Raw genomic sequence first — 20,666 nt, 5'->3', positions numbered from 1 at the left:
TGATGATGGATATTGCTCTACCAAGAACTTAATAAGAGTATTTTTTTTGGCAATCCTGATAAACCGGAAGCATCCAACGGGAAAAATGAAGTACGCCATGGTGCTTCCGGGATCATGAAGGCTTCCTGCCCCCGGACAGGAACAACCTCCCAGAGAAGGTGATGACAAACGTCCAGTACCCTTGAAGGCCTGATCGAACGACTCCTTGACGATAATGAAGGGACGCGGTGGCAGGCGGCGGAATCGTTAGGAAGACTGGGAGACCCCGGGGCCGTGCAGCCACTGATCGACACCCTGTGGGACGACGATGCACGGGTACGGTTGAAAGCGGCCTGGGCGCTGGGCATGCTCGGGGATCCCCGGGCCCTTGCCCCCCTGCAGAAACTCTACCGGATCGAGCGGGAGGATGCCCGGGAAACCATCCGGGAAGCAATGGACATGATCAAAGAGGCGATGGCCCGGGACCTGGAAAAAACGTGATGCGGATCCGGCAAAATACGCATGGGGTACCTGGCACTACCTCGTGAACGCCGCTTTCTTCTTTGTGGCAGAACAGCCTTTTTTACGCCTGCTTTTTTTGCGTGCTTATTCCCAGAACGGAATATAACGTGCAGGTCCCGACAGCCCCGGTTACAAGTGCGATCAACCCGATGAGTGCAACGAGATATGACCACGGCGCTGCGACCACGTTGAGGGCAAATACTGCAAGAAGCACAATCCCGAGAACGATCCTGACGATCCGGTCGATCATTCCGACATTTTTTTCACCAATCTTCAACCTTCTCACCTCAGCTGACGGGATTGGCAGGGCGGGATAAAAACATAGCGATATCGTGCGAGAGCACCCCTGCAAAGGGGAATACCGTCCGGCCCTTTTTGCCTGCGGCCCGTCAGAGGTTCACAACCCACCAGCCGGCAAGGAACGATACGGTGTTCATGACCGCTGATAGGGCAAGCGAGGTTCCCGGGCGTGTCCGCAAGAGCTGGTTCAGGACAACGCCCTCGATCGCAATCACGATGAGTTCACCGATGGGGAGAAAGTACGTTCCTCCCAAAAATGAGGGCAGTACAAACCAGAGATACGGAAGGGAGAGCGCATTTGCAAGAATCCCGGTAAACACGATCCGGGTGACCGGGACGTTCTGCATTTTCAGGACCGTGCGAAGACAAAACCAGAGGATGGGGATCTCAACAAGACAGTTTATTCCTAAGGCAAGAAAAAACAGGGACGGGTAGATCATCCTAACAGGTCCCGCCAAATACCGTTTTGAAAAAGCACAGGATGCTATCCAGCAGGCTTTCCGGTTGCGCTGGTCCTTGCGGGGTTGACATCACGACCACACCGGCATTGTCCGGAAGGGGCGTGGCATTTATTGCCGGTGTTCCGGGATGCGTGATGGTGGCGGATGCGAGATTTATATGGAGATCGCATGACCGGGAGTTCCCGTTAAACGAGGTACAGGAGAAGGGATGGGCCAGGTTGAGGATCACCATCTGTTCGCCTTTCATTTCGCCGGTAAAATCGCAGGAGGTCAGGCTCGGGTAATCCTCGTACCGGTATTCCGTCATGAAACACCCGGATGACGGGCATACTGCCGTGATGGAGTAGACATCCCCATAGCCGTTGACTGCTTCTCCCTCTTCGCAGCCCCCGGTTCCGCATTCATATGCAGAGCAGTTCAGGGTAAACTGGATGGTATCGTTCACCGGGACCGAATTCTGTTCGAAATTCACGGTCAGGGTGGTCACGGGCGGGGGGGAGTCGGCGGTTGCGGGAGGAAGAATAACAAGGGCGAACACCGCGAGGATCGCTAACACTCCCGCCAGTCTCATCTTGTATGCCATGGTTCTCTGTCGTGTCACGGTCTTTCCCAGACAGACAATTGCCGGCAGGGGACGTTAATCCTTTCATCCACACGCGGCCCCGCTGCCGGTAACCACCGGGGCGGCAAGCGTAGTGTTGCATGCAGGGGGCGCGACCGCGTAGCTGCGGCAGATGGCCTGCCTGTACGCATCCGGCGTCCGGGCACCCTGGTAGGGTACTCCGTTGATGAGCAGGGTTGGCGAACTGTCGGCATTTTCCCGGAGTGACTGGTTCTCATCGGCCCCGAGCAGCGACAACCCCTCATCGCCCCGGGCGCAGGTCGTAATGTCTCCGGTATCAATCCCCAGGTCCCGGGCGGTCTGGTTCCCGCAGCTCACAAGGGCCGTACTGTCCTGCCCTGTGGGATAGCACTGCGCATCAAAGTTTTCCAGGTATGTCCAGAAGAGCGAAGGATCATGGGACTGGATACAGGCCTGCCGGAGATCTTCTGCCGCTTCGGCCGGGCCGTGCAGCGACTGTACCGGGGCGGCACTGGTGGCATCTCCCACCGTTGCAAGGTACCTGACGTGGAAATCCGCGGTCGTCCCCAGGAGCCGGACCACCGGTGCCATCGCGGCCTCGGCCTGCGTCCCGTAGGGACACAGGGACATCACGAACAATTCCACTTCCGGCCGGGCGGAGATCACCGGTGCCGGTCCCGGGCCGGCCGGACCTGCCGGTGAGGAGGTCAGGGCAGTACCGCCGTTAAACAACAGGGTGCAATCCTTTGTGGCGTAGGTATCGATCTCGTGCGACTGGTACGCGGTTTTGATGAGGTACACACCCTTCTCTTCCGATACGGAGACGAGGGTTGCACTCGTACCCGCGGGGACGAGGTTTGCGTTGATGTACCCGATGACCTTTTCGCCGCATGCCTGGGGTGAGGTGCCGGTGCCGGGATACAATGCCAGCAGGAGCAGGGAGACAGTTATCACCGCCACGAGAATGACACCGGCAAGTACGCCGTGTTTCCGGATGCCGGAAATGATCTTCCTGTCCCTGTGCTGGTCTCCCGGTCCTGCAGCGTGTTGGCCGGGGTCGTCCCGTTCCACCGTCATGGTACTACGTGACGTTTGGTGGCGGATACAAAAAAGGATAGGGTGTGCGTGCCCTCAGGCCGGCACCCCGCTTACAACGTGGATATTCGCGTTAACGAAGAGAAAATAATTTCCGGTTGCCTCGTGCCTTCCCGTGAGGCAGAACCCTTCATCCGCCGGGCATGCAGGAACAAAATACGCTTACCGGGAGTTCCGGCCCCGGCGGATCACGGCGATCCCCGCGATCAGGACAAGGGCGATGACCGGGGTGATCGCCAGAGTCCCGGCAGTGGTCTGCTGCCCTGCCACTCCCCCCGGGGTGACGGACCCGCCCTGCGTCCTGTACGCCTGCGGGGTCACGCCATTCTGGAATCCGTTTGCGGGCGTGCTTGCGGCTTGGGTCCGGTAGGCCTGGGGTGTTACGCCACTTTGGACGTTTGCATCCGGACTTGTTGCCGGGGTTGTGCCCACCTGTGCCGGGGTTGGCTGGACAGGCACCATCACGTTGAAAACATGCGCCTCAGGAGACGGGCAGGAACCCGGGTTGCACGTGGGGGTAAAAGACGTGGTGTAATCCTGGTACCCGCTCTTTGAAAATTTCAGGGTGTGCGTTTTTACCACAACACCGGGGATGGTAAGGGACCCGTAGTCATCAGTGGTACCTGCAAGAGTACCGTCCAGGTACACCGAAGCCTGGGAGACGGGAGTCCCGGTCCCGGTTTGTCCGATCTGCAGCTGGACCGATATGACCGAGGACACGTCAGTAATGGCAGATACGGGACTTACCATGAGCAGCAGTACGATAACGGCACCGGTGAGGCCGGCATAACCCCACCGGGGGAAGCGGGAGAATTTCTGTTTCTGCACGAACGACCCCTCACCGGGGCTTACTCTCTTAAAATATTTTAATGGATCGATGGGTTTTCCGGCCCCGGAAAAAGGAAAAATGATCCTGCCGTGTTTCCCGCACTATGGCTGGTTCCAGCACTGCCCGTTGTAATAGTAAGGATACCCGTCAGGACAGCAGGCGCCACCGCTTGTCGAGTACTGGCTGTACCCGCTCTCGCAGGCGTGACACTGTCCGTTGTAATAATACGGGTACCCGTCCGGGCAACAGTATCCCCCGCTTGTTGTGTACTGGCCGTACCCGCTCTCGCAGGCATTGCACTGTCCGTTGTAATAGTAGGGATACCCGGCCGGACAGCAGTTGCCGCCGCTTGTCGTGTACTGGCCGTACCCGCTCTCGCAGGCATGACACTGCCCGTTGTAATAGTAGGGATACCCGTCAGGGCAGCAGTTGCCACCGCTTGTTGAGTACTGGCTGTACCCGTTCTCGCAGGCATTGCACTGCCCGTTGTAATAATACGGGTAATTTGCATCGAAGCAGGGCGTGGAATAACACTTCCCGTCATTGCTGTTGTAATACGGATAGGCGGAGTTTGAACAGCTCGTGGATGCGTAACATTTCCCATCGGTCGGGTTGTAGGTGGGATAATTCGGATCGAAACAGGGAGTGGCGTAACACTTCCCGTCGTTACTGTTGTAATACGGGTAACCCGGGTCTGAACAGGTGGTTGTCGATGCGTAGCATTTCCCGTCAGCCGGGTTGTAGGTGGGGTACTCGGGATCGGAACAGGGGGTCGCGTAACATTTCCCGTCGTCACTGTTGTAGTACGGATAATTTGTATCGAAACAGGGAGTGGTGTAACACTTCCCGTCGTCGCTGTTGTAGTACGGGTACGTGGGGTCCGAGCAGGTGGTCGATGCGTAGCACTTCCCGTCGCCCGGATTGTAATCGGGGTAATTGGGATCGAGGCAGGGAGTGGCGTAACATTTCCCGTCGGTCGGATTGTAATACGGATAATTTGTATCGAAACAGGGGATGGTGTAACACCGCCCGTCGTTACTGTTGTAGTACGGGTAATCCGGGTCTGTGCAGGTTTTTGTTGTCCCGGTATTGTGAGTCACCAAAGGCGAAGGCGTTACGTGAATGGTGGTCGGGAAGGGCGTCACTACCCGCGTTGTGCTCCCGGTCGGGGTCACCACGACCGTGGTCGGGATGGTAGAGACCATCACGTTGAGCACATGCACTTCCGTTGACGGGCAGGACCCCGGGTTGCAGCTGGGGGTAAAGGACGCGCTATAGTCAAGGTACCCGCTCTTTGTCAGTTTCAGGATGTGTGTCCGTACCACAACTTTGGAGAGGGTGATGGACCCGGAGTTATCCGTGGTACCCACGAGACTGCCATCCAGGTACACCGAAACCTGGGGGACCGGGGTCCCGGTCCCTTTTTCCCCGACCTGCAGCTGGACGGTTACGGAGATGGAAACATCGGTGGGCCCGGTCTCACCCGATCCTGCAGATACGGGATTTGCCATGAGCAGCAGTACCATGACGGCAAGAATGAGGCCGGCATAACCCCATGGGGGAGAGCGGGAAACGTTTTGTTTCTGCATAATGACCCCTCACCGAGGCTTACTCCCTTATGATATTTTAAGGAATCGGAGAGGGGGCTGGTGCATTGTCGGGATCTCAAATTTTCCCTCCCGGTATTTTCCGGGAGAGTTTCGGTTCATGCATCCCGTTCCGGCACCACCGCCCTCCACAGGCAGGTATTTACCCTCAATGAAGAAAGGAACGAATTATGGCGCCAGTCGGGATAGAAGTTTGCCGGGAGAATCCGGCTGGATTTTAATGAATAGCCAATTATCCAAAGGGCAATTTCTACACGATCCCGCAAAACGGCATTAAGTCCTGTAATACCAAAGATCGTGTCGTCTTTATGCTGGTGTGGAACAGAATTTTACACCCATCCGCATTTTAGCAGGTCCAGGAACATAGGCATTTTTGCGGAACATCAAAACTGATTATGCAGAGTCCGCCCCGGATTTATGTTCAATTCCCCGGTCCAGTTTGGTACGGATAAGATTTACCAGATCCTTTGGGAGAATCGGTTTCCTGATCACGCACGAGATTTCTGATCCAAATCGTTTGCGATCATCTTCAGGGAGATCCCAGGCCGATACGATAAAAACCGGTATTGCTTTCAGGGTCTCGTTTTTTCTCCGTTCTTCCAGGAACTGGAGTCCGGTTATAGGAACCATCATCAGGTCGAGCAGAATGAGTGACGGAAGCGGTTTTTCCCCGGGAATACGCTCGAGAGCTTCCACGGGGTTAAGGTAGGGGGAGGGCTGAAAGTCGAATGCCGTGAGCATGTCCGAAAAAACTTCAACAATGGAAGGGTCATCGTCGATTACTGCAATCTTTTCCATGCATATCCTCCTTTTAGTCCATTGTAAACCGCATTTTAGTCATTTTTTGCAGAGAGACCCATGGCACTCCCGAGAATGTTTGTCGCGATGCGCATGGCCTCAATCTCCTCTGACGGCCAAGAGCGATCTTCTTTATCGATAAAGAAGACCAGACCGTATGGCTCTTCATGAACCTGGATCTCGAAGACAGCCATACTTGCAAACCGGTATGAGGCAAAGATCTTTTTCATTGCCGAATCAAAATCGTCAATCCTGATAATGACCGGACGACCCTGCTTAAGTTCTGCAAGTCGGGATGCTAGCCCGAACCGGATCGGATCGATCTTTTCAACATGGGGCGCATTGATCAGCGAAGCAGACCCCGTGGATGTCCATTCACCGTTTAGGGTCATTGTTTTTGCATCATGGGTATCATAGCGGAAAACCGCAATCCGGTAAAGGTTCATGGCGCTCCCGATGCTTTCAAGTATGGGGTAATACCCCGGCGGTCTGGATGTATTGGCAGATTTTCCGGGAAGGATTTTATGGCTGCTGGCAAACTCCCGGAGGAACCATTCTATACCGGAACCGACAGCAAACAGGATTGCATCGCGCTTTTTGATATCCTGTTCCATCTTGTGACGGTAAAGTGCAATTTCAATATTTGACTGGACCTCCCGTTCATTGAACGGCTTGACAATATAACCGAATGGCTCTGTCTTTTTAGCCCGTGCGATCAATGCCTCGTCAGCGTATGCGGTGACATAAATCACAGGGATATCATGTTTCGCGTGGATTGTATTGGCAGTGGCAATACCGTCAAGTTTTCCACTGAGCATAATATCCATGAGAATAACTTCCGGGTTTTTCTCATCGGCCAGTTCTATAGCGCGTTCTCCGGATCCGGCGATCCCCACGACTTCGTGGCCCAGAGAACTCAGTGTCGTGCTGAGATCCTCTGCGACGATCAATTCATCCTCTACAATCAGTATCCGTGCCTTTGGCATTCTGTCACCGTCCGGGATCCCCGGGGATCCTGATAATGAAATGTACCCCTTTTTCGCTGTCGGCCATGTCAATTGTTCCCTGAACCTGTTCCGTGAGGGTCATGACAAGATGCATTCCCAGGGACGGAGAGTGTCGCCAGTCAAAACCAGCCGGCATCCCGGTCCCGTCATCCCTGATGGAAAGGACGATCTCGCCTTCTCCTTCCTGTTTTCCTGTTATCATTATTCTCCCTTCCCTTCCCTGAGGAAATGCGTGTTTTAAGGAATTGGAGATCAGCTCGTTCAGGATAAGACCGACCGGGATCGCGCGGTTGATATCCAGTTCGAGGTTAGTGATCTCGACATGGAATGTCACCTGTTTCTGGTTGATCGAATAGGTAGTAAACAGGTACTGGGTAAGGGTCCTGAGATAGTCTCCGATATCGATATGTGCCAGGTCCTGTGAACGGTAGAGTTTCTCGTGGACCAGTGCCATGGACCGTACCCGGCTTTCGCTGTCGAGAAGGACAGCGAGCGTCCCGGGATCAATAATCTGGTGTTTCTGGAGCCTGATAATACTGATAATGACCTGGAGGTTATTCTTCACCCGGTGATGGATCTCGCGGAGGAGGATCTCCTTCTCCTCAAGTGATGCGCGGAGCTCATTGGTGCGCTGCACAACCCGTTGTTCCAGCGCCCTGTTTAATGACCGGATCTCTTCCTCCATCAGTTTGCGGTCGGTGATATCAATAATAGTTGACTGAAACAGTGTTTTTTCCCCCCGTAACACCCGGGAGCTGTTTAAAATTCCGGGGAATGTGCTTCCATCGTTATGTTTGTATATCACCTCATCATCCCTGATCACTCCTTTGTGAAGGAGGGACTCAACAATTTTTTCCCTCTCTTCCGGATGAGCATACAATGCGGAACAATTTATCTTCAGGATTTCTTCCCTTGTATAGTTGAAAGTCTCCAGCAGGGCATCGTTCACATCCACGACAATCCCCTTCGGATCCGAGATGAGGATTCCCACCGGCGAAAGGTTGAAGATGTTACGGTACCGTTCCTCGCTCTCCTTGAGTGTAGTTTCCATCTCCTTGCGCTTGTCAATCTGCCGGGTTGTAATAACGATCCCGTCAACCCCGAGGACCCCGAGAAGGTTCACACCAATGGAATCAACCCATGTGTATGTGCCGTCTGCCCTCCTGATACGAAACTCTGTTGGTACACCGGTGTTTTTCCGGTCAACAACCATCTGGAACTCCTTAATAACCCGCTCCCGGTCATCCGGGTGGATGTAATTTATGGCAGTCTTCCCGATCAGAGTACCCTGTGGATAGCCGAGAATACGCTCCGATGATGGAGACTCAAATAAGATTTTCCCATCCTTATCGAGAATCCGTATAATGTCCGAAGAGTTCTGGAAAAGTGATTTGAACCGGGTCTCACTTTCACGAAGGACCCGCTCTGCCTTTTTCCTCTCCGTTATATCCTCGATTACAACGAAGACGACGGGTTCATCATTGAGGACAAACTTGATAAGATTGAGGCTTGCTTCAAAAGAAGTGCCGTCCCTCCGTTTCAGATTTATTTCGTGATTCTTAATATCACCTTCATTTATAAGGCGGTTAAACAAGTGGGCACGTTCGTCCGGGTTAGAATACGCAAGCACAGAGTTAGTGTCTTTCAATAGTTTGGGAGTCGCCCTAAAGATACGGCACATTGCATCGTTGAAAGTAAGAGCACGACCGTCAAAAGTAACAATCCCGACACCAAATGGGATATGACTTACCAGTTCACGGTATTTCAATTCGCTGTCACGCAGGGCCTTTTCCATCCGTTTACGCTCGGAAATATCCATTATATTGCCAAAAACGCGGACGATTTTGCCTTTCCTGCGCTCAGCTTTCCCAAATGTACGTATCCATATTCTCTTTCCCCGGGCGGTATCCAACTGCAATTCCAGATCATAGGATTTTCCCCGCTCAACAAGTTCCTGGAAAGCCTGATCTATTTTTTTCTGATCATCAGGAGGATAAAATCTCATATTGGTATGAGGGTCGCCGGGATCGTAATCTTTCGATACCCCGTGAATATGAAAAACTTCGTCTGTCCAGGTTACCTTTTGAGTGGCAATATCATACACCCATCCCCCAGATTTGGCAATATGCTGGGTCTCGTTGAGCAGTGTTTCACTTTTTTTCAGAGCTTCCTGACTTACCACCAGTCGGTCATAATTATAACGGATCTCTTCTTCGGTTGTTGCTAACTTGTCGAGAGCCGTTTCGAGCTCATGTTGTTTCTTTTGGAGGTTTTCTTCCGTTCGTTTGCGCCCGGTGATGTCCCGGATGCTCCCCCGAAGTCCGATATACTCCCCTTCCGAGCTATGAATAGATCGGCAGACGTTCTCGATCCAAATGGTGACGCCCCCTTTGGTCAGGAGGCGATAAGTCCCAATTTCAGGATCCCCGGAATCAGATATCTTTTCGAAATATTCCCGTACCTTTTCCCGGTCTTCGGGAAATACGATCTGATCCATGAGACCTTTCTTATGGTAAAACTCCTCCGGTGAGTATCCCGAGATCTGTTCGCAGGAGGGTGAACTATAAATAAATTCACCGTCGGTACCGATCCAGTATTCCCACCCAAAGGTATAATCCGCAAGAGTCCGGAATTTCAATTCACTTTCAAAGATAGCCTTTTCTGCCCATTTTTTTTCGGTAACATCGGTCAGGACATTGAGATTTGCCGGTTTTCCCTCAAAGGTGATGCTGGAACCCCGGATCTCCACCCAGCGTACCGAGCCGTCTGGTATGAGGAGCTTGGCAACATACGGTGGCAAGAATCTGCCTTGATCCCGTTTTTCTATCGCGTTGAGAATGGTATCCCGGGATTCCGGAGCGATGTATGTTAATATATTGGAATGGAGCAGGGTTTCTTTGGAAATCCCCAGTAACTGCAAAACCGCATTGTTGACATACAACAGCTCGCCATTCCGGTGCACGATGACATAGTCCGGAAGATCTTCAATCAGGATACGGTACCTTGCCTCGCTCTCACGCAGAGATTCCTCTGCATGTTTTCCCGGGGTAATATCAATGACGATACCGGTCACCGTTGCCGGTGTGCCATCGGCATGCCGTTTCGTGATACCCCCGACATCCCGGAGCCACCGGTATTCCCCGTCAGCTGACCGGATACGGTATTCTGTGTAGTACTGTGCCAGCGTTCCGCTCAGATGATCGCGCATGGCCTGCATCGTTGGTTCAAGATCGTCCGGGTGGAGGAGTGCCGTAAAATCTGAATAATGATGAAACCGATCGGGAGAATATCCCAGCATGGCGGCTTTCCGGTCATCGAACCTTACCTCCCCGCCGGGCAGGTCCATCTCCCACCATGCCAGGTTGCCGGTCTCCATGGCAGAATTGAGCCGGACTTCGTACATCCTGCGGGTCTCTTCTATCCGTTTGCGCTCGGTGATATCCCTGCTGATAACAACGACCTGTATAACTTTTCCGGTAGGATCCACGACCGGCTGGAAAATATTATCATACCACATCCCATCGCGTTCATCATCGAAGCGTACTGCATTTCCCGTCTCGAAAACTCTTTTAATATACCGGCGCCGTAACGCTGCAACATTTTTCGTGAAATAACTGAATGCGCAGGTTCCGATCAGGGCTTGCGGATTCATGCCCAGACGATTTGCCATGGTAGTATTCAAATCGAGTATGGTACCGTCCCGATCGATCAGGGCAATGGGTTCTATCGGGTTATTCAGCATTGCACGCAGGATGGATTCGCTGGTGCTCAGCTTTCGCTCAAGTTTTCTCTGTGCCTCCAGGCCCTTCCATATCTGGAGCCCACGTTCAGTTATATGGGGCAGGTCATCGAAGACAGCCTTGGATTTTGTTATATAATCGACTGCTCCCCTCTGCATGAGGTTAGCACTGGTTGCGTCATCCCCATAACCGGTCATAACAATGACCGGGAACCGGAGATCTTCCGGGTTTTCCGGCAGGAGATCCTCCCCTTTCCCGTCAGGGAGGATCCAGTTAAGAATCATGAGATCCGGGGGATCGGTGGAAATCAGGTCCAGGGCCCCGGCCAACGTTGTCGCAACGGTCAGCCGGTACGGTTTATCATACGAGAGAAGCCCGCGCCGGATCAGTTCGGCATGGGATGGGTCATTCTCAACAATGAGAAAATGCAGAGGTTTATGTTGGTGAAGGGGGTTCGAACGTCTTTTCCGCGTTTTTTTGGGGCGACTATCCTTCATGAACTACTCTTCGATATGGGGCGGAGCATTCCAGCCCAGCCAGTAGAACCCGAGGTCTCCCATCAACTGGGTAAATTTTCTGAACTCAAGGGGTTTGACCACATAACTGTTCGCATGGTAATCATACGACTGGGCGATATCGGTCTCGGCATCAGAACTCGTGAGGATAACAACAGGAATGCGCTGAAGGTGGGATGTTGTCTTGATCTCTTTGAGCACTTCGAGCCCATCCACCTTGGGAAGCCTCAGGTCAAGAAGGATAAGGTTCGGGTGCGGGCTGGTTGCCTTGTCCCTAAATTCTCCCGTATGGAAAAGAAAGTCGAGCGCCTGCTGACCATCACTAACATGGTAGATAATATTAGCTACACGCTGGTCCCGCATGCTCCGCATAACAAGCTCGGCATGTGCGTCGTTGTCCTCGACCAGCAGAATAACCAAGGGCTCTCCCTTCAGCTCAATCATACGAATCAGTCTTCTTCTTTCGTTTTATTATGCGTATCTGTTACACCGGGTACCGGGTGAGAGAGAGTAAACCGGAACGTGCTGCCGCTGCCCTCTCCCTCCGATTCCACCCAGATCTTTCCGCCATGAAGTTCGACAATCCGCTTTACGATGGCAAGGCCGGCTCCCGAACCCTCCTTTTTTGGATCCAGTTTTTCGAACAGGTTAAAGATCCGCTTATGGTATCTCGGGTCGATACCAATACCATTGTCTTTGACGAAAAAAACCGGACTGCCTCCGTCATACTGGACGCCGATATGGATCTCCGGGTGCTGCTGGTCATCCATGAATTTGATTGCGTTTTCGACGAGATTTGTCACTACCTCGCGGATCCGCCCTCTGTCGACACTGATCACTGGCATATCCGGATCAATAGTGACGTTTACTTCCCGTTTCTTGATCGGTGCATTCAGGAGTTCAACGGCTTCATGTGCAATTTCGGTAAACGGAACCTTTTCGGGAGGATTGACAATCCTGCCGATCCTTGAAAGGTTCAGGAGATCCTGCAGGAGAGTCTCCATCTTCTGCGCGGCGGCATCGATACGTTTGAGATCGCGTGCCACGCCTTCTGTATCATTTCTCCGGATGTCTTCTTCGACAAGGCCGGCAAACCCGCGGATGGTGATGAGGGGGCTTTTCAGGTCATGGGAGACGGTATAGGTGAAGCGTTCGAGCTCGGCATTCTTTCGCTCAAGTTCATAAATGAGGGATTCACGTTGCTCTTGTGCCTGCCTGGCCCCGGTGATATCAGTAAAGATAGCCACAAACTGCTCCGGGGCCGGGGAATACGCGGAGATATGCAGCCATTTTTTCACGGGAGTGAAATTGAGATCAAATGATTCGGGTTTCCCGGTCTTCGCGACCCGTCCGTAAATTTCAAATACTTGCGGGAATGTGCGACGGATGTCCGGGAACACTTCCGTAACCGGTTTTCCTACAACGGTGCCAGCACCGATAATCTGGTCGAACGAATTGTTGACCGCCAGGTACATGAAATCCACCGGCTGACCCTGATCGTCATAGAGCATGCGGCAATAGGCTAATCCTTCCTGCATGTTCTCAAACAGGGAACGGTACCGCTGCTCGCTCTCCAGAAGATTCTGCTGGCCGGTTTCCAGTTCTTCATAATTTTGCCTGAGTTCTTCTTCCACGATTGTCAGCCGCTCATACGCGATCTTGAGTTCAGCATGATTTTTCCGCAGTGCTTCCTCGGCATTTTTCCTGTCGGTGATATCATGCACCGATCCAATCAGGTGCGTACATTTACCTGCATGGTCAAAAAGAGGGGCAACACTCACTTCACCGATCAGCTGCCCGGCGGGATAACTGGAGGTTTCTTCCCAACGGACCATGACATTTTCTTCGATGGCCTGCCTGTATTTTTCCAGAACCATGTTCAGCGAAGATTTTGGAATAATATCGTTTACTTTCCTGCCGATCACCTGATCTGTAGGCAATCCGGTAATTTTACTGAATGCCGCGTTGACAGAAGTAAAACGGTACTGCTCATCCGGTTCGACGGCCACTTGAAAGATAACGTCCCCTACCGTATTATAGATGGTATTCAGGCGCTTTTCGTTCTCCTGGATTACCTTCTGGTTGGCACTGAGCTCATCGTAGTTCGATCGCAGCTCCTCTTCCACAGCCGTCAACTGATCGTAAGTAGCACTCAATTCTGCGTGCTTTTTTACGAGGTCTTCTTCTGCCAGCTTTCTCTTCTCTGTTTCCAGATCAATGAGCTGTCCAACGCCTCCTGCCACGACTTTGACTACCCAGCTGGTGATAATACAGAACAGGATGAGACTTACGGCAAGTTCGACAGCCTGATGGACCTGAAGGGTTGAGAGCAGGACAACAGAGATCAGGTTCTGGAGAATAACAATCCCGATTGTAAGAGGGATGAAGAACCGGAGGAGTTGTGCCCGGGTGGAGGGGCCGGAAAAATAAATCAGGGGAAATGCCGCAGGCCCTGCGGCCACTACAAGGCCGACGCCCACGAATATACTGGCCAGTGCCGATGTGAAAGCGATTGGGATGATCGCAGAGCCGTAGAGAAACGGCACTCCGTACACGTAACTCATCACAAATATGAACCCGAATGTAGCGCAAAAAAGCCCGCTTAAACCGATGACATCTCGTTCGCGCCGTTTCCCGGGAAAATTTCCCGGGGTGAAGGTCAGCTGGAACAGACCGACAGCGGCAAGAATGAAAAGGAATGTGGCTACCGGAGAAACGGATGTCAGCGTCCCGGTTGTGAAGGATGCTGCAGCGTTGTTGATCATGTTTTCGATCAGAAAATGGCGACCCATCAGGTTGAGGGGAAATTCAAGGGCGGATGATACCGCGATAAAAGCGAGTACAGCTCCAGCGAGTATTTGCCAGATACCTGAAAGCGGGCGTCGTGCATGGATAAGCAGTACCAGCCCAAAGAACCCCCAGGTCAGTGCTGCGGAGAGTGCGATTGGCTTGTCTCCCGGCCAGATACTGGTAATAACGGTAATCCCGAAATATAATCCGAGAATCCCGGCCAATCCAATTACGAGAGCTGCGGCGCCGGAGATAATGAGCAGGTACCGTAACGTCGGCCGGAACGGCTTTTCGTTTTCTTCCTGCGATAGATTTTCCATGGTATCCTTTGAGGATTGGATTTGCCGGGCCATATATTGCGAATGAAATAACCTGTACCGGCACTATGTTCTGGAATAGATCTCTCTTAAGGTTGTTTTTTTATATAAAATAGCCTCCTTCCGTGTGCAGAAAATTCGGGGTACATGCCGGGTATTGAGCAGACCCGCAATCCGGCGTTGATGGATTCTTCCAGGGATTTCAATTCCTTCGTACCTTTACTATTAAATAGTTCTGATATCTACACAACGGTGAGACAGATAGAGGATGTTGTCAGCACAACCCGGTTTCCGGAAAATCCGTTTGTCGTGGGTTTTCCCTTTAGTCATCTGGGGAAGTATTGGTGCAATCCTTGCGATTACGGTCGTATGCCTTGCGAATCACATCGACACCGTTTTCATGCACCTCTATTACTTCCCGCTTGTCCTTATCGGGTATTACTACCGGAAGAAAGGCATTCCGCTGATCCTGAGCCTCGCAGGGTTCTATTTTGCCCTTGCCCTTTTTTTCGTTTACCCATCAGTAGTTGAGATTGAATCCGCGGGTCTTCGTGCAGGGATGTTTATCATCGTAGGAATTACCGTGGCTCTCCTCTCTGATACTCTTCAGAAAAAAACGGCGGAAAAACAGCAGGTAATCGATAATCTTGGAGAAAGCGAGCAGCGGTACCGTTCCCTGTTTGAGAACATGCAGGAGGGGTTTGCCTACTGCCGTATGATCTATGACGAACAGGGTCAGCCGGCAGATTTTATTTACCTGAAAGTAAACCCTGCGTTCGACAGGATTACCGGTGCAGGTACCGTGATCGGGAAACAGGCTACGGAAGTGTTCCCGGACATCCATCGCACATTCCCGCAATTATTTGAAATTTACGGACGGGTCGCGAAGACCGGGAAACCCGAAGCATTTGATCTCAATTTCACTCCCGTGAAAAAATGGCTGCATATCTCCGTGTATTCCGCAGAACAGGATTTTTTTGTCGCGGTCTTCAGCGATATCACCGAAAGCCGGCAGTCAGAAGATGCACTCATAAAAAGTGAGGAGAACCTTCGGGAGAACCAGATCCTTCTCGCAAATGCAATGGACCTTGCCCATATCGCGAACTGGGAGTTTGATGTCGCATCAGGGATGTTCACATTCGATGACAGGTTTTATGCACTCTATGGGTCAAATGCCGATCGCGAGGGAGGAAACCTGATGCCGGCTGAAACCTATCTGCGGGAATTTGTGCATCCGGAGGACCGGCAGAATGTACTTTCAGAAATCCAGAAACTACTTGGAACAAAGGATCCGGCCTATACCGGCCAGATGGAACATCGCATTATAACCCGGGACGGGAGTGTCCGGACGATTATTGCACGATATGCACCGGTCCTGGGCCCTGACGGAACCGTTATCCGGACATACGGTGCAAACCAGGATATAACCGAACGCAAGGAAATGGAGAATGCACTCCGGGAAAGCGAGGAGAAGTTCCGGGGCATCTTTGATACGATAAACGACGGAATTCACATCCACGAGATTAAACCGGACGGGAAGCCAGGAAAATTTATTGAGGTAAACGAAGTTGCCTGCAGGATGTTACAGTACACTCGCGAAGAACTCCTCAAATTCGGACCCCTTGATTTTGTAAACGGCAACCACAGCCAGCCTTTGCCAGAGATCACGAAAGATTTGTCCACCATCGGCTATTCGATCTTCGAGACCGAGCATCGGAGGAAGGATGGCACCCTTGTTCCGGTCGAAATCAATGCCCATGTCAGCTCCATAAGCGGAAAGAAAGTCGTGGTCGCAATCATCCGGGATATTACGGAGCGAAAAAAAGCAATTGCACTGATCAAGGATTCCGAGCAACGGCTCCTTGATATTATCAACTTCCTCCCTGACCCGACATTTGTGATCGATAAAGACGGTAAGGTCATTGCATGGAATCTCGCGATCCAGGATTTAACCGGATTGCCACCGGAATCAATTCTTGGAAAGGGTAACTACGAATACGCGAACCTGTTGTTCGGGGAACGAAGGCCGCTCCTGATCGATCTGGTCATTCACAAGGATGAAGAAGAACTCCTGAAGCATTACAAGAATACACAACAGGAAGGTAAAATCCTCTCCGGCAAGTTCCACGTACCATCCCTCATGGGAAAACCAGCTGATCTTTGGATTATCGCTACCCCCCTCTTCAATCAGGCAGGGGAAATAACAGGAGCTATTGAATCCATCCGGGACATCACTAAAATTAAAAAAATCGAAAATGAGCTTAAAGACCTCAACCTCAACCTCGAACAGCGCGTCCAGGACAGGACCTGTGCGCTCGAAGATGCAAGAAATTATGCCCGCAGCCTCATCGAAGCGGATCTTGATCCGCTTCTCCTTATCGGGACTGACGGCAAATTAAATGACGTTAACCATGCCTGTGAAGAAATTACGGGACTGGGCCGCGATGCATTGCTGGGAACCTTCTTTTTGGATCATGTCGAAAACAAGGAACAGGCAAAATCGGGCTTTGATGAGGTCCTCAAAGAGGGAAAACTGACAAACAGGCGGTATACCATTCTTCACCGGGACGGGCATGTTACCCCGGTGATTTCCAGTTCAGGTCTCTACCGGAACAGTGAGGGTTCGATCAACGGGGTTATTGTCGCACTTCACGATATCACGCAGATCCTGCATGATGAAGAGATAATCAATGCCCAGCTCAGGGAAAAGGAGATCCTCCTTCGCGAAATCCACCACCGGGTGAAGAACAATCTTCAGATCATTATCAGCCTCATTAATCTCCAGTTAAAAAACATCGGGGATCCCACCGTGGCTGGATCACTGAGGGACACCCAGAACCGCGTACGTGCCATCTCTCTTGTGCATGAACGTATGCATATGTCAAAGGACCTGGCACGGATCGATTTCGGGAAATACCTGCATTACCTCAGCACGAACCTGTTTGCAATCTACCAGAAAGATCCTGTTGATCTCAGTATTACTTTCGATGCAGAAAACATCGTGCTCGATATCGACACCGCTGTCCCTCTCGGCCTTATCTTCAATGAACTGATCTCAAATATGCTCAAATATGCATTTCCTGGCGGAAGGAAGGGCAGGTGCACGATTTCAGTACACCGTAACGGCCAGTCCCTTCTCCTGACAATTTGTGATAATGGTATTGGCATGCCCGCGAATTTTGACTGGAAAAATACCCCTACTCTCGGGCTTAAGCTTGTCTCTATTCTTGTAGAGCAACTAAAGGGGACAATCAGTCTTGATTGCACCTCCGGGACATGTTTTACCATCACCATTGCGCTCAGTGAAGGAAAGGAAGAGATCCACCATATCGGTTGAAGGGAGAAGCGGACCTGGCAGTGGACATGTGGGTTTCCTCCGGAAAATTGTATCCGGGATGTTGCCCGGGGAAAGGAGAGGTAATGAGAGAATTATTATGCGAGAAAAAATATTAAAAGAACTACAGAATCATGACGGCTGCACGGATCCTGATCGTAGAGGATGAGCGGATTGTCGCTGAAGATCTGAGACTGACCCTCATCCAGCTCGGTTATGAGATTGCAGGAAGTACTGGAACGGGAGAGGAGGCGGTCAGGCTTGCCCGGGAGGCAAGTCCTGATCTGATCCTCATGGATATCTATCTCGCCGGGAAAATCAATGGGATCACTGCTACAGAAGAGATACGGAAATTTTCACCGGTGCCGGTAGTTTACCTGACAGCGTTTGCGGACACCGCGATCATGGAGAAGGCGAGGGTTACCCAGCCCTATGGGTACATTCTCAAACCATACCAGGAACGGGAGTTAAATACCGTTATTGAGATCTCCCTCTACAAATACCAGATTGACCGCCAGCTCAGGGAGAGCGAAGAGAAATACCGTTGTATTGTTGAAACGGCCAACGAAGGGATCTGGGGCATAGATGCAGAAGGAAAGACAACTTTGGTCAACCGGCAGATGGCCACGCTGATCGGCCATTCCCCGGATGAGATTACCGGGCACCGGATCATTGAATTTATCTTTCCCGGGGATCTCCCGATCTTTTCCCGTGAACTTGAGGAGCAGCGCTCGGGAAAACCGGGGAGTTATGACCTGCGGATGCTTCACCGGGACGGGACTGTGCGCTGGATGCATATATCGGCCACTCCGGTCTACGACGAGAAGGGAGCGTTCTCGGGTTCGTTTTCCATGTTCACAGATATTCATGACCGGGTAACGGCCCAGGAAAAACTGCATCAGGTGAACGAGGAACTGGAAATGCGGGTCCGCGAACGGACTGCATCGCTTAACCACCAGGTACATTTCCTCCAGCAGCTGATCGATACGATCCCCAGCCCGGTCTATTACAAGGACCGTGATTTCCGGTACCTGGGTTGCAACAGGACATTCGAGGGTTACCTTGGCCTTTCGCGAGAGGCCATCATCGGGAAAACCCCGGAGGATATTCTCCCGGGAGACCTGGCCGCGCTTACCCTGATGAAAGATACGTATCTCCTTGGCCACCAGGGTATTCAGGTCTACCAGATCAAATTCCCCCATCAGGACAAATCGATACGGGATTTGATTGTCAAGAAAGCAACGTTCAGTGACAGCACCGGGAAGACTATCGGGATAATCGGTGTTATGATGGATATCAGCGAACGGGTCCGGGCTGAAGAGGCACTCCTGGAAAGCGAGAAAAGGTTCCGGGCTGTTGTACAGGACCAGTCGGAGTTGATCTACCGGTTTGGTGTGGACCGCCGGATCCTGTTTGCAAACAAGGCATTTCTTGAGTATTTTGCGCTCGATGAGAATGGGACGGTCGGGTATATCTTCCGGCTGCCCGTACATCCGGATGATAAAGGGGCCGTTGACTCCCATTTTGCCTCTCTTGTGCCCGACCACCCGGTGGGCCTTATCGAGTACCGGTGTGTCAGGAGCGACGGTACTGTTGTCTGGCAACAGTGGAGCAACCGGGCATTCTTCGATGCAAACGGCAATGTAACCGAGTTCCAGTCCGTGGGACGGGATATCACGTTAAAAAAGGAGATCGAGGAGCAACAACGCAGGTTATACCGCCAGATTGAACAGAATCTCCAGCAGTTTGCGACGCTCAACGATCATATCCGTAATCCTCTCACCGTCATCATGATGCTGGCCGGTATTAAGGACGATGATCATTCCCGGAAAATTATCGAACGATCACAGGAGATCCAATCCATTCTTGAGCGAATGGACGCAGGGTACCTGGAATCGGAAAAAATCAGGATGTTCCTGCGGAAACATTACAATATTGAAGGGTGAAGGGCCCCTCTTGGCCCCGGGCATCTGGTTGCAGCAGGTTATTTTGGTGAAAAATTCGCAGGATCCATCTCTTTAACCAGGATAAAGAGGTTCTTTCCCTCATCCTTATCCTCCCGTATCATGCCGGTCCGGATGAGTATCGTATTACGCTTTCCGCTCTTTGTGGAAAATGTTGCAACAGGTGGCAGGTAATCAATAGCCTCAAGTGCGAGAATTTTCTGGATCGCATCGTCTCCTGCATCTCCCCGTTGTGACGGGGCCAGGTTCATAAGGTCGAAGAAATTCATCCCTTTCATGTTTTCAGCAGTGTATCCGGTGAGGACCTCTGCAGCCGAATTGGAAAAAACGATCCGGTTCTTCAGGTCCATGATAAAACCAGCTTCCCTGAAGTTGGTAAGAAGAAGTTCGAGATTCTCCTGTGAAGTCCCTACCCTGTCCTTGAGCCTGCGCTTGTAGATCGCAAATTCGATGTTTGAGTAGAGTTCCCGCTGGTTGACCGGTTTGACCAGGTAGCTATGGGACCGCGTTTTGAGTGCGCGGCTGACGGTCTCGTCATCGGCATATGCGGTCAGGTAGATCACCGGCACATCGGAAAACTCGTTAATTTTCTCCGTTGTCTGGATACCATCCAGGGACCCCTTGATATGAATATCCATAAGAATGACATCAGGGTGCCGTTCCCGGGCAAGCGTAATCGCTTCATCCCCGGTGATCGCAGTCCCGATAATGGTGTACCCCATTTTTGTCAGGATGGACTGGAGCGACAGGGCCACAACCCCCTCGTCCTCAACAATAAGTATTTTCTTTTGCTGCATATTCCTTCGAACTCCTGGTATGGTTTTT

The 20,666-nt window shown here is 51.8% G+C and carries 15 protein-coding genes; 3 read left to right on the top strand and 12 right to left on the bottom strand.

What is annotated here, in order from left to right; all coding sequences use genetic code 11:
• Positions 1-189: 189 nt before the first annotated feature.
• Complete coding sequence (locus VMS83_RS06535) at positions 190-480, top strand: HEAT repeat domain-containing protein (RefSeq protein ID WP_325411160.1); 291 nt, start codon at positions 190-192, stop codon at positions 478-480.
• Positions 481-562: 82 nt separating this feature from the next.
• Here VMS83_RS06535 and VMS83_RS06530 read toward each other — a convergent pair whose 3' ends face one another.
• The 11 genes from VMS83_RS06530 to VMS83_RS06480 all read right to left on the bottom strand — a co-directional run bounded on the left by VMS83_RS06530 (position 563) and on the right by VMS83_RS06480 (position 14,546).
• Positions 563-778, bottom strand: a complete 216-nt coding sequence (locus VMS83_RS06530) for a DUF2892 domain-containing protein (RefSeq protein ID WP_325411048.1) — start codon at positions 776-778, stop codon at positions 563-565.
• A gap of 112 nt (positions 779-890) precedes the next feature.
• Positions 891-1,241 carry a hypothetical protein gene (locus VMS83_RS06525; RefSeq protein ID WP_325411046.1) on the bottom strand — a complete coding sequence of 117 codons (351 nt, stop codon included), beginning with the start codon at positions 1,239-1,241 and terminating at the stop codon, positions 891-893.
• Position 1,242: 1 nt separating this feature from the next.
• A complete protein-coding gene (locus tag VMS83_RS06520; protein WP_325411044.1) occupies positions 1,243-1,863 on the bottom strand; it encodes a hypothetical protein in 621 nt (206 codons plus the stop codon).
• Between the two features lie 45 nt (positions 1,864-1,908).
• On the bottom strand, positions 1,909-2,922 hold the full coding sequence (locus tag VMS83_RS06515) for a hypothetical protein (protein WP_325411042.1): 1,014 nt from the start codon (positions 2,920-2,922) through the stop codon (positions 1,909-1,911).
• A 180-nt stretch (positions 2,923-3,102) separates the two neighbouring features.
• A complete protein-coding gene (locus VMS83_RS06510) occupies positions 3,103-3,768 on the bottom strand; it encodes a hypothetical protein (protein WP_325411041.1) in 666 nt (221 codons plus the stop codon).
• Positions 3,769-3,870: 102 nt separating this feature from the next.
• Positions 3,871-5,358 (bottom strand): hypothetical protein, encoded by a 1,488-nt coding sequence (locus VMS83_RS06505; protein WP_325411039.1) that lies wholly within the window; start codon positions 5,356-5,358, stop codon positions 3,871-3,873.
• Positions 5,359-5,769: 411 nt separating this feature from the next.
• Positions 5,770-6,174, bottom strand: coding sequence for a response regulator (locus VMS83_RS06500; protein WP_325411037.1), 405 nt, complete (start codon positions 6,172-6,174; stop codon positions 5,770-5,772).
• A gap of 35 nt (positions 6,175-6,209) precedes the next feature.
• Positions 6,210-7,160 carry a response regulator gene (locus VMS83_RS06495; RefSeq protein WP_325411035.1) on the bottom strand — a complete coding sequence of 317 codons (951 nt, stop codon included), beginning with the start codon at positions 7,158-7,160 and terminating at the stop codon, positions 6,210-6,212.
• Positions 7,161-7,164: 4 nt separating this feature from the next.
• Entirely contained in the window at positions 7,165-11,418 is a 4,254-nt protein-coding gene (locus VMS83_RS06490) for a PAS domain S-box protein (protein WP_325411033.1), read from the bottom strand.
• A 3-nt stretch (positions 11,419-11,421) separates the two neighbouring features.
• Complete coding sequence (locus VMS83_RS06485) at positions 11,422-11,880, bottom strand: response regulator (protein ID WP_325411031.1); 459 nt, start codon at positions 11,878-11,880, stop codon at positions 11,422-11,424.
• 5 nt (positions 11,881-11,885) lie between these two features.
• Positions 11,886-14,546, bottom strand: a complete 2,661-nt coding sequence (locus VMS83_RS06480; protein ID WP_325411028.1) for an ATP-binding protein — start codon at positions 14,544-14,546, stop codon at positions 11,886-11,888.
• A 301-nt stretch (positions 14,547-14,847) separates the two neighbouring features.
• Here VMS83_RS06480 and VMS83_RS06475 point away from each other — a divergent pair, with 301 nt between their 5' ends.
• Positions 14,848-17,880, top strand: a complete 3,033-nt coding sequence (locus VMS83_RS06475; protein ID WP_325411026.1) for a PAS domain S-box protein — start codon at positions 14,848-14,850, stop codon at positions 17,878-17,880.
• A gap of 131 nt (positions 17,881-18,011) precedes the next feature.
• Complete coding sequence (locus tag VMS83_RS06470) at positions 18,012-19,823, top strand: PAS domain S-box protein (protein ID WP_325411025.1); 1,812 nt, start codon at positions 18,012-18,014, stop codon at positions 19,821-19,823.
• A gap of 38 nt (positions 19,824-19,861) precedes the next feature.
• Here the strand turns inward: VMS83_RS06470 and VMS83_RS06465 are convergent, their stop codons facing one another.
• Positions 19,862-20,638 carry a response regulator gene (locus VMS83_RS06465; RefSeq protein ID WP_325411023.1) on the bottom strand — a complete coding sequence of 259 codons (777 nt, stop codon included), beginning with the start codon at positions 20,636-20,638 and terminating at the stop codon, positions 19,862-19,864.
• Positions 20,639-20,666 lie beyond the last annotated feature (28 nt).

It is taken from the genome of Methanoregula sp., from assembly GCF_035543475.1.
Taxonomy (GTDB): Archaea; Halobacteriota; Methanomicrobia; order Methanomicrobiales; family Methanospirillaceae; genus Methanoregula.
Note: the sequence above shows the minus strand (reverse complement) of the source record. Positions and strands in the feature narration are given on the sequence as shown.